Source organism: Pseudomonas baetica, assembly GCF_051216495.1.
GTDB classification, from domain to species: Bacteria; Pseudomonadota; Gammaproteobacteria; order Pseudomonadales; family Pseudomonadaceae; genus Aquipseudomonas; species Aquipseudomonas baetica_B.
Map to the genome: position 1 here is coordinate 1 of NZ_JBPKAM010000152.1, position 9,780 is coordinate 9,780.

Below are 9,780 nucleotides of genomic sequence, written 5' to 3' on the forward strand. Positions count from 1 at the left end.
TCCCCCAGAAAGGGGTGGGTAGGGCACGTGGGTGGGGGGGTGTGCCGACGCCTTCGCGGGCAACCCCGCTCCCACAGTGTTTTGTGTTGATTGCATGATTTGAGCACGACACAAAAACCTGTGGGATCAATGAAAATCCCGGCTGCGCACGGTGATGCCGTCGAGCAGTGGGCTGAGGTCACTCAAGCGCCCGGCGATCAGGTGGCGTACTTCGCCCTCCTTCTCCCAGCGCCCGTCGACCTTGAGCAGTTGTGAGCCCACCAGTACCCGGCGCTGGCGGTCGGCCAGGTCGCGCCAGACCACCACGTTGACGTTGCCGAACTCGTCTTCCAGGGTGACGAAGGTCACGCCACTGGCGGTGCCCGGTCGTTGCCGCCCGGTGACCAGCCCGGCGACGCTCACCGGGCGCCCGTGCTCGACCTCCAGCAACTCTTTGGAACTGCGGCAACGCCGGGCTTTCAGTTCACCGCGCAACAAGGCCAGCGGGTGCGGCCCGAGGGTGGTGCCGACACTGGCGTAGTCGGCACGCAGGTCCTCGCCGACCGTGGGTTTGGGTAGCGCCACTGCATCCTCCTGCCGGGGCAACCCGGCAAACAGCCCGAGCTGTTTCTCCACCCCCGCCACTTCCCAACGTGCCCGATAGCGATCACCGGCCAACCCGCGCAATGCACCGGCATCGGCCAGTTGCTCCTGGGCACGGGCATCCAGTCGCGCCCTTTCTCCGAGGTCGGCGATGTCGGCAAAAGCGCCCTTGGACCGTGCGGCCTCGATGCGCCGGGCATCGTCTTCGCGAAACCCCTTGATCATCCGCAGGCCCAGCCGGATCGCCGGTTGTGCGCCGGCCATCGGTTCCAGGCTGCAATCCCAGTCGCTGGCGCGCACGTCCACCGGACGGATCTGCAAATGGTGCCGGCGTGCGTCCTGCAGGATCTGGTCCGGGCTGTAGAAGCCCATCGGCCAACTGTTGATCAGTGCGCAGGCAAAGGCGGCCGGTTCGTGACACTTGAGCCAGCAACTGGCGTAGGTCAGCAAGGCAAAACTGGCGGCGTGGGACTCGGGAAAACCGTAGCTGCCAAAGCCCTTGATCTGCTCGAAGATCTGCGCGGCAAACTCTGCGCTGTAGCCGTTTTTCTTCATGCCGGCGGCCAGTCGTTCCTTGTGCGGCTCAAGCCCGCCGTGGCGTTTCCAGGCGGCCATGGAACGGCGCAACTGATCGGCCTCGCCGGGGCTGTAGTCGGCGGCGACGATGGCGATCTGCATCACTTGTTCCTGGAACAGCGGCACGCCGAGGGTTCTTTCCAGTACCACTTTCAGTTCTGGCGACGGGTAGCTCTCCGGCTCCTCCTTGTTTCGGCGCCGCAGGTACGGATGCACCATGCCGCCCTGAATCGGCCCCGGCCGGACGATGGCCACCTCGATCACCAGGTCATAGAACTTGCGCGGTTTGAGCCGGGGCAGCATCGACATCTGCGCCCGTGATTCGATCTGGAACACGCCGATGGTGTCGGCGCGGCCAATCATGTCGTAGGTCTGCGCGTCTTCGGAGGGGATCGTCGCCAGGCTCAAATCCCGGCCGCGATGACGGCGCAACAGATCGAAGCAACGACGAATCGCACTGAGCATGCCCAAGGCGAGGATATCGACCTTGAGCAGGCCGACCGCGTCCAGATCGTCCTTGTCCCATTGAATGATGGTGCGCTCGGCCATCGCCGCGTTCTCCACCGGCACCAGCGTGTCCAGCGGCTGCTCGGAAATCACGAAGCCACCGGGGTGCTGGGACAGGTGTCGGGGGAAGCCGATCAGTTGCCCGGTGAGACTCAACACCCGGCGCAGCACCGGGCTTTCGGGGTCGAAACCGCCCTCCAGCAAGCGCTCCACGGGCGGGGTTTCGTCGCTCCAGTGACCGCAGCAAGCGGCCAGGGCATTGATCTGGTCCGGTGGCAGTCCCAGCGCCTTGGCCACATCGCGCACCGCACCGGCGGCGTGGTAAGTGCTGACCACGGCGGTCAGCGCCGCGCGTGACCGCCCATAGCGGTTGAACACGTACTGCAAGACTTCTTCGCGGCGTTCGTGCTCGAAGTCCACATCAATGTCCGGCGGCTCGTCGCGCTCCTTGGAGAGAAAACGCTCGAACAGCATGTTCATTCGGTCCGGATCGATCTCGGTGATGCCCAAGGCGAAGCACACCGCCGAGTTGGCCGCCGAGCCTCGCCCCTGACAGAGGATTTTTTCGCGTTTGGCGAAAGCAACGACGTCCTGAACGGTCAGGAAATAGCTCTCATAGCCCAGCTCGGCGATCAGCCCAAGCTCCTTATCGATCAGCCCACGCACCTTTTCACTTGCACCGGCGGGCCATCGCTCACGAATGCCACGTTCAGTCAGCTCTTTGAGCCACGACGTTGGGCTGTGCCCTTCGGGCACCAACTCGCGCGGATACTGATAACGCAACTGGCCGAGCTCGAACGTGCAGCGCCGGGCAATGACCCCTGTCTCGTCGAGCAAGGCTGGCGGATAGAGCTCACGCAGGACGTCGAGGCCGCGCAGATGCCGCTCGCCATTGGGGTGCAGGCGCAATCCGGCGTCGGCCACCGGCAGGTGATGGCGGATCGCGGTCATGGTGTCCTGCAAGGCACGGCGACCGCGAGCGTGCATGTGCACATCGCCGCTGGCCACGGCCGGGATGTCCAGTTCCCTGGCCAGGGCCAGCAGATCGTGCAGGCGCCGGGTGTCGTCCTGGCCACGGTGCAGCTGTACGGCCAGCCACAGGCGTTCGGCGAACACCTGTTTCAGCCAGCGTCCCGGCTCGACGTCACCCATCGCGTCCGGCACCCACAGCGCCAGCAAGCCGGGCAATGGCTCGCTGAAGTCCTCGCTTAAGACTTGGTACTGACCTTTCTGCGTACGGCGGCGGGCCCGGGTGATCAGTCGGCACAGGGTCTGGTAACCCTCGAGGTTCTCCACCAGCAACACCAGTTTCGGGCCGTTCTCGATGCGGATCTCGCTGCCGATGATCAACGGCAACTCCACGGACTTCGCCGCCTGCCAGGCGCGGACGATCCCGGCCAAGGTGCATTCGTCGGTGATCGCCAGCGCCTGATAGCCCTGCTTTTTGGCCCGCTGAAACAACTCAAGGGCACTGGAGGCACCGCGCTGGAAACTGAAGTTCGACAGACAGTGCAGCTCGGCATATCCGGCGTTCATGCGAACCAGCCCTGCAACCACAACGGGCCGTCCTCACCGACCGCACGCCAGGCCCAGCCTTGCTGGCCGGCTCGGGTTTCGATCAGGTAATAATCACGGCGCACGTCTTCGCCGTCCCACCAGCCGGACTCGATCCGTTCCGGTCCCATCAGGATGCGCATGGAGTGTTCATGCACCGCCAGCGGTTCCGTCAGCAACCAGCCCGGTCGCTTCACCGTGGGGATTGGTCCGCAGGGCTGACTGTCGGCACGGGCCTGCCATGCGCACTCGGGGCGATGATCGGCCTGAAACCGCAGGCCATGCACGGCCTCATCCCCCAGCCGCGCGCGCAGGCGTTCGCGCAACTGCTCCCAGGGCAAGGACTGCTGTGGACGGTCATCGAACAGCTCCTGAAACTGCGGCACGAAGCTCGGCAAGTCTTCGGCGCGCAGGCGAAACCCGCGCACCGGTGCCTCGACCTGAACCTGCTCCAGGCGCCCCCGGGCCAATTCGAACAGCATGGCCGGATCACGCTCGGCGCTGAGCAGGCCGACCTTGATCAGGGTGTCCGGCAGCCCCGCATGCTCCAGATGCAGGTCGAAGCGCTGCACCCCGCTGTCGCGGCCGCAGAGGAACGCCGACAGATCGCCGGTCAACCGGCGCAACGGAAACAGCAGGGCCTGATGGGATTGCACATCGTAATTGAGCTCAATGCGCACGTCGAAACGATCCGGCGGCAGATAGAACGCCAACGCCAGCCGCCGCGCGCCGAGCAAGGTGTCCAGATGCTTGAGCACCTGCGCCTCGAAACGCCGGGCCAGACTCTGCCGGGGCAACGCCTGCACCTGGCTCAAGGTGCGCAACCCCATGCGCGACAAGGCAGTGGCGACACTGGGCTCCAGGCCAACCCGGTCGACGGGCAACTGCCCCAAGTGATACTGCAAGGCTTGATCGTCGGGCACCACCAGACCGTCGTAGGCGTTGGCCAGCATCCGCGCCGCCACCGGGTTGGGCGCGGCGACGATACGGTGACGGAAGCCCAACTCGGTCAGTTCCGTGCGCAAGCGTGCCTCGAACTGCGCCCACGAGCCGAACAATCCGAGGCTGGACTCGATTTCGAACACCAGCGCCCGTGGGTAATGCACGCTGACCTGGGCGCTGAAGCGATAGGCCCAGGCGGCCAGGAATTGCTGCCAGTGTTCGATGTCGGCGAGGTCGTACTCGGCGGTGGCGAAGCCTTTGCTCAAAGCCTGAGCCGCGCTCATGGACTGGCCGGGGCGCAGACCCAAGGCGCGCGCCGGGCCGTTGACCGCCTGCAATACCCGGCGTTGCGCCGGGCCGGTCAGCAGCGCCAGTGGCTCGTCGGGATCGGTGCGCTGACGCAGTACCGCGTCCAGCGCCAATTGCGGGAACAGAATGCACACCCAGCGCATGACAACCTCAATGCCCCACGGGGAAGGCAATCGGCGCCGAACGGGCCAGCCCGCCCCGGCACTTGAGCACGCGTAATTGCGCAGGCCTGGCATCGATGGCGATGCGCAGGGCCGCGGGTGACGGGTTGATTGCTTCATGGATCGAGCGGTAGGCAAAGGCCAGGGTCGAACCGGTTTCCGCCGCCACCTGCAAACGGCGCAAGGCACGATCGTCGACCTTATGCGGCCAGCACAGCACGGCGCCGCAACTGCCCGAACGCAGGCATTGTTCCGTCGCCCACAGCGCATCGCGTTCGCTGGCCTGGATGATCGACAACTGGCGCAGATCGACCCCGGCGCTCTGCCAGGCCTGGGGGTACGGCACACAAGGCGGCGCCACTAGCACGATGCGCTCGCCCGCCGCTGACAACCGCGCCAGCGCCGGCCATACCAATTGCAACTCGCCCACGCCCTGCCCGGCCAGGAGGATTTCGGTCAATGCCGCTTCCGGCCAGCCCCCCGTGGGCAGCGCCGCATCCAGCGCGGCATGCCCGGTAGGTTGCGGGCTGGCGGCCGGCGGCGCAGGCCGGCCCTTCCAGACCTGGCCGCCATTGAACAGCGTATCCAGCGCAACGACGGCACCCATCAGCCTTGCCTCACCAAACCGCAGAACACCCCTTCGATGGCCAGGTCCCGGTCGGCTTCGACGATGATCGGCTGGTAGGCCGGGTTGCGCGGCAACAGGCGAACCGTCTCGCCAATCCGCTCGAAGCGCTTGATGGTGACCTCGCCGTCGAGGCGCGCCACGACGATCTGGCCGTTGAGCGCTTCGGGGCTGCGGTGCACGCCCACCAGATCGCCATCGAGAATGCCGTCCTCAATCATCGAGTCGCCGCGAACCCGCAGCATGTAGTCCGGCACCCGCGAGAAGATCGACGGGTCGAGCAGCAAGCGGCTGTGGACCTCGGCATCGGCACCGATGGGCGCACCCGCCGCGACCCGACCGAGGACTGGAATATCCAGCAATTCGGGGCGCGGCGGCTGCCCGAGCAGGCGAATGCCCCGGGCCTGATGCGGGTTGACCTCGATGAAACCGGCTTCGGTCAGCGCCAGCACATGCTTGCGCGCCACGCTACGGGAGGCAAAACCAAAGGCCTCGCTGATTTCAGCAAGGCTCGGGGACTGACCGTGCTCCGCGATGCGTTCGCGGATAAAGGTCAGGATGGCGGTACGGCGGGGAGTCAGAGTCGTCATGGAGTACATTTGTACTCTTTTGCGAATTTTCTTACAAGCACCGTTAATGCCGTGTGTAGGAACTGCGGGGATAGCAGAATCCGCGGGCAAGCCCGCTCCCACAGTGGTCGAAGTCGTTCACAAATTCTGTGTTTGAAGCCAATACCTGTGGGAGCGGGCTTGCTCGCGAAGAGGCCGGCACATTCAACATTGATGCTGCCTGGCACTCCGTCTTCGCGAGCAGGCTCGCTCCCACAGGTCACGCGCCTGTATGCAAACCCCGGGACGCCAGAAACCCTGCGATGTAATCAATGAACGCCAGCACCTTGGCCGTGGCCCGTCGATGACTCGGGTACACCGCCAGAATGTGCGGGCCAAAGCTGTCGGGGTCGATGTCGTAGTCGGCCATCACCCGCACCAGTCGTCCGTCGGCCAGGTAAGGTGCGGCACTCCACAACGGTGTGTGCAGCAGCCCGCGCCCGGCCAGGGCGTTGGCCAGCAACAAATCGTAATTGTCACTGCGCAAACGTGGTGATTGAGGCTGCGGCAGGCTCAGGCGCTGACCGTCACGCTCGGCCCACCAGAATTCGCGGCTGAGCAAAGGATGGCGATACAACAGCCATTCGTGCTCATCGAGGGTTTGCGGGATGACCGGCAGCCCCTTGCGCGCCAGATACCCGGGGCTTGCACACAGCGCCAGGCGATTGCTGCCGACCACCCGGGCGATGAGCCCCGGCAAGTCATCGTGACCTTCGCGCAAGGCCAGGTCGTAGCCGCTTTCCAACAGATTGACGAAGTCGTCGCACAGATCCACTTGCAGGTTGATTTGCGGGAATTGCTCAAGAAAACCGCCACACACTTGATCAAGAAACGCCTGCCCATAGGCCAGCGGCGCGGTAATTTTCAGGTCGCCGCGCAGGCCGTGCTGCAACTGCTCGATTTCCTCGCCGGCCTCGTCCAGTCGCTGCAACACCTGACGCGCGGTGTCCAGATAGAGCCTTCCTGATTCCGTCAGCAAGATCCGCCGGGTGCTGCGCTCGAACAGCCGTGCACCAAGCTCTGCCTCCAGGTGATTGACCGCTTTGGTCAGGGCCGACGGGGTCTTGCCCAATTGCTCGGCGGCGCGACTGAAGCTGCCCAGTTGCGCCGTGACCACAAACATTTTCAGTGCACCCAACTTGTCCATATTTTTTCCATTCAGGCAAAACCGTTTTTCGCGGGCGAGGCATTCTTCGGGCCGCAACAAGCCACTACTCTGGCCATCAGACGCAATAACAAGGAAACATTCAATGAAAAGATTCATCCCGAATCTATTGATGGCCGCCGTGAGTTTTGCCTCATTGGAAGCCATGGCGACGACTGATCTGGTGTTGTTGAACGGCAAGATTTTCACCGCAGACCGTACTCAGCCCAAGGTCGAGGCATTGGCGGTCAAGGATGGCAAAGTGCTGCAAGTCGGCAGCAATGCTCAGATCAAACCGTTGATCGAGCCGGGAACCCGCGTCATCGACCTGGGCGGCAAAACCTTAATGCCAGGCCTGATCGACAGCCACTCCCACGCGATTTTTGGCGGTCTGGAAATGGTCTCGGCCAACATGGAAGACGAAGTGGTCGAGCTCGACGAACTGGAGAAACGCCTGCGCGCCTGGCGTGACGACGGCAAGGCCCGGCACGGTGATGTATTGAGCGTGGCCGGCATGAGCTCGGCCTACTGGGCGCAGGCCGAGGCGTTGGGCAAGAAATTCAACAGCGGCGAATGGGCCAGCGTGCCCGTCGTCTTTACCGGCAGCGACCACCACACGGCCTGGGCCAACGACGTCATGCTCAAGCGCGCCGGTATCGATGCTCAGTTACTGAAAAACCTCCCGGACGCTGAAAAAGACACCATTGGTAAACTCGCCGATGGCACCCCCAACGGCTTCCTGGTGGACGCCGGCTGGGACCGGGTCGCCTCGAAAATGCCGGTGCCGAGTGCCGCCGATATGCTCAAGGCCGCGCAAACCGCCGTGCGTTACAACAACAGCGTCGGCATCACCGCGTGGATGGACCCCGCCGCCAACGCCGCGCCGGGCGAGCCGGTGTTCGCCCTCAAACCCACGGAAAAAACCGTCGGCGTGCTGCCGGCGTACAAGGCGCTGTCGCAAAGCGGCGGCCTGACCGCCCACGTCGCCGCGCTGCTGGTGGCCAATCCGAAAAGCGTGCCGGCGGATCTCGATACGCTCGACAAAGTCCGACAACAGTTTCAGGACGTCCCCAACCTCACCCTGCCGGGCGTCAAGATCTTCGCCGATGGGGTGATCGAATACCCGGCGCAGAGCGCGGCGATGATCGACCCTTACAGCAACTCACACAAACAGGGCGAACTGTTGATCGATCCCAAGCATTTCGGCGAGCTGGTCAGCGCCATCGATCAACGGGGCTGGCTGGTGCACATCCACGCCATCGGTGACCGGGCGGTGCGCGAATCCCTGAACGGCATCGAACAGGCGCGCAAGGATCGTCAGAGCGGCGTGACCCACTCCATCACCCACTTGCAAATGGTCAACCCGAAGGAATTCGCCCGCTTCAAACCGCTGGATGTCATCGCCTCGATGCAACTGCTCTGGGCCAGCGCCGACGACTACACCACGGACATGATCAAGCCCTACGTGAGCGCCGCAGCCTTCCGCTATCAATACCCGGCGCACTCGTTGCTCAAGCAAGGCGCGACGATCTCCGGGGCCAGCGATTGGCCGGTGTCTTCGCCGAATCCGTTCAATGCCATGGCCCAGGCCATCACCCGCGAAGGTCCGTTGGGTGTGCTCAACGCCGATGAGCGACTGGACCGTGAAACCATGTTCTACGCCTACACCCTCAATGCCGCGCGGACCATTGGCCTGGACAAGCAGATCGGTTCGTTGAGCGCCGGCAAGCAAGCGGACTTCATCGTGCTCGATCGCGATGTGTTCAGCGTCGACAACAAAGTCCTGCACGACACCCAAGTGCTGCAAACCTGGTTCGCCGGTCGCCAGGTTTACGCCCCTACCCTCTAGCAGCACTGTTTTCCCTGTGGGAGCCAGCCTGCTGGCCCCCAGGTTTCCTCGCGCCCCAAAACAATCACAATAACGGGACTTCCCATGAAAGCCTTGACCCTGTTCGCCCTCGGTTCCTTGAGCCTGCTGCCCTTGAGCAGCCAGGCGGTGCCCCTGAACGATGATTTCGCCCTGCTGCTGGACGTGACCCTGGCCAGTGACTACCGCACCCGCGGCATCTCGCAGACCCAGAACGATCCTGCCGTACAGGCCGGCGCAACCCTCGCCCACAGCAGCGGCCTGTACCTGGGCGCGTGGAGTTCCAACGTCGACTTTGGCGGCGGCCTGAAAACCCGTCAGGAAATCGATTACTACGGCGGTTGGCTGTGGCAAGCCACCGATGACGTCAGCCTGGATGTCGGCTATCTCAAATACGCTTACCCGAAAGAGAGTCAGTTCAACCAGAGCGAGGTCTACGGCATTCTCAGCGTCTATGGGGTGAAGCTCGCGGCCTATTACTCCGACGATGCGCCGGGCATCGACAGTCAGCAGAACTCGCTCTACAGCTATATCGGTTACGAAACCCAATTGCCCCACGACGTCGGCCTGCAACTGCGCTATGGCCTGATGGACTTCAAGGACCCGCACCTGTATTCGAGCTCGGGCCAAGCTGAAGATTCGTATCGCGAATGGGAGGTCAAGCTGACCCATGAGCTTGCCGGTGTGATGCTGGGTTTGAGCTACATCGATACCGATCTTTCGAAGAGCCAGTGCGCCAGCAACTGGGGCTTCGATGATGTGTGCAGCGCGACGGTGGTGGCGAGCATCAGCAAATCCTTCTGACCACCCCGAGTCCCCTGTAGGAGGGGGGGGGGGGGGGGGGGGGGGGGGGGGGAGGGGGGGGGGGGGGGGAGGGGGGGGGGGGGGTGGGGGGGGGGGGGGGG

The 9,780-nt window shown here is 63.9% G+C and carries 7 protein-coding genes; 2 read left to right on the plus strand and 5 right to left on the minus strand.

Annotated features, from left to right (window positions below; translation table 11 throughout):
- Positions 1-126: 126 nt before the first annotated feature.
- The 5 genes from ACSFE6_RS29340 to ACSFE6_RS29360 form a co-directional block, all read right to left on the minus strand.
- A complete protein-coding gene (locus ACSFE6_RS29340; protein ID WP_435430872.1) occupies positions 127-3,222 on the minus strand; it encodes an error-prone DNA polymerase in 3,096 nt (1,031 codons plus the stop codon).
- A complete protein-coding gene (locus ACSFE6_RS29345) occupies positions 3,198-4,613 on the minus strand; it encodes a Y-family DNA polymerase (protein ID WP_435430873.1) in 1,416 nt (471 codons plus the stop codon). Before ACSFE6_RS29345 ends, ACSFE6_RS29340 begins: the two co-directional genes overlap by 25 nt.
- Before the next feature lie 7 nt (positions 4,614-4,620).
- Complete coding sequence (gene imuA / locus ACSFE6_RS29350) at positions 4,621-5,238, minus strand: translesion DNA synthesis-associated protein ImuA (protein WP_435430874.1); 618 nt, start codon at positions 5,236-5,238, stop codon at positions 4,621-4,623.
- A complete protein-coding gene (gene lexA / locus ACSFE6_RS29355; protein ID WP_435430875.1) occupies positions 5,238-5,855 on the minus strand; it encodes a transcriptional repressor LexA in 618 nt (205 codons plus the stop codon). The genes imuA and lexA overlap by 1 nt, the downstream gene beginning before the upstream one ends.
- Positions 5,856-6,084: 229 nt before the next feature.
- Positions 6,085-7,011, minus strand: coding sequence for a LysR substrate-binding domain-containing protein (locus ACSFE6_RS29360; protein WP_435430876.1), 927 nt, complete (start codon positions 7,009-7,011; stop codon positions 6,085-6,087).
- Between the two features lie 103 nt (positions 7,012-7,114).
- On the opposite strand from ACSFE6_RS29360, the gene ACSFE6_RS29365 reads away from it, so the two are divergent.
- Positions 7,115-8,857, plus strand: a complete 1,743-nt coding sequence (locus ACSFE6_RS29365) for an amidohydrolase (RefSeq protein WP_435430877.1) — start codon at positions 7,115-7,117, stop codon at positions 8,855-8,857.
- Positions 8,858-8,941: 84 nt separating this feature from the next.
- A complete protein-coding gene (locus ACSFE6_RS29370; RefSeq protein ID WP_435430878.1) occupies positions 8,942-9,679 on the plus strand; it encodes a TorF family putative porin in 738 nt (245 codons plus the stop codon).
- Positions 9,680-9,780 lie beyond the last annotated feature (101 nt).

Coding starts and splice junctions, on each gene's coding strand:
- ACSFE6_RS29345 (WP_435430873.1), bottom strand. CDS start 4,613: ATGCGCTGGGTGTGCATTCTGTTCCCGCAATTGGCGCTGGACGCGGTA.
- imuA (WP_435430874.1), bottom strand. CDS start 5,238: ATGGGTGCCGTCGTTGCGCTGGATACGCTGTTCAATGGCGGCCAGGTC.
- lexA (WP_435430875.1), bottom strand. CDS start 5,855: ATGTACTCCATGACGACTCTGACTCCCCGCCGTACCGCCATCCTGACC.
- ACSFE6_RS29360 (WP_435430876.1), bottom strand. CDS start 7,011: ATGGACAAGTTGGGTGCACTGAAAATGTTTGTGGTCACGGCGCAACTG.
- ACSFE6_RS29365 (WP_435430877.1), top strand. CDS start 7,115: ATGAAAAGATTCATCCCGAATCTATTGATGGCCGCCGTGAGTTTTGCC.
- ACSFE6_RS29370 (WP_435430878.1), top strand. CDS start 8,942: ATGAAAGCCTTGACCCTGTTCGCCCTCGGTTCCTTGAGCCTGCTGCCC.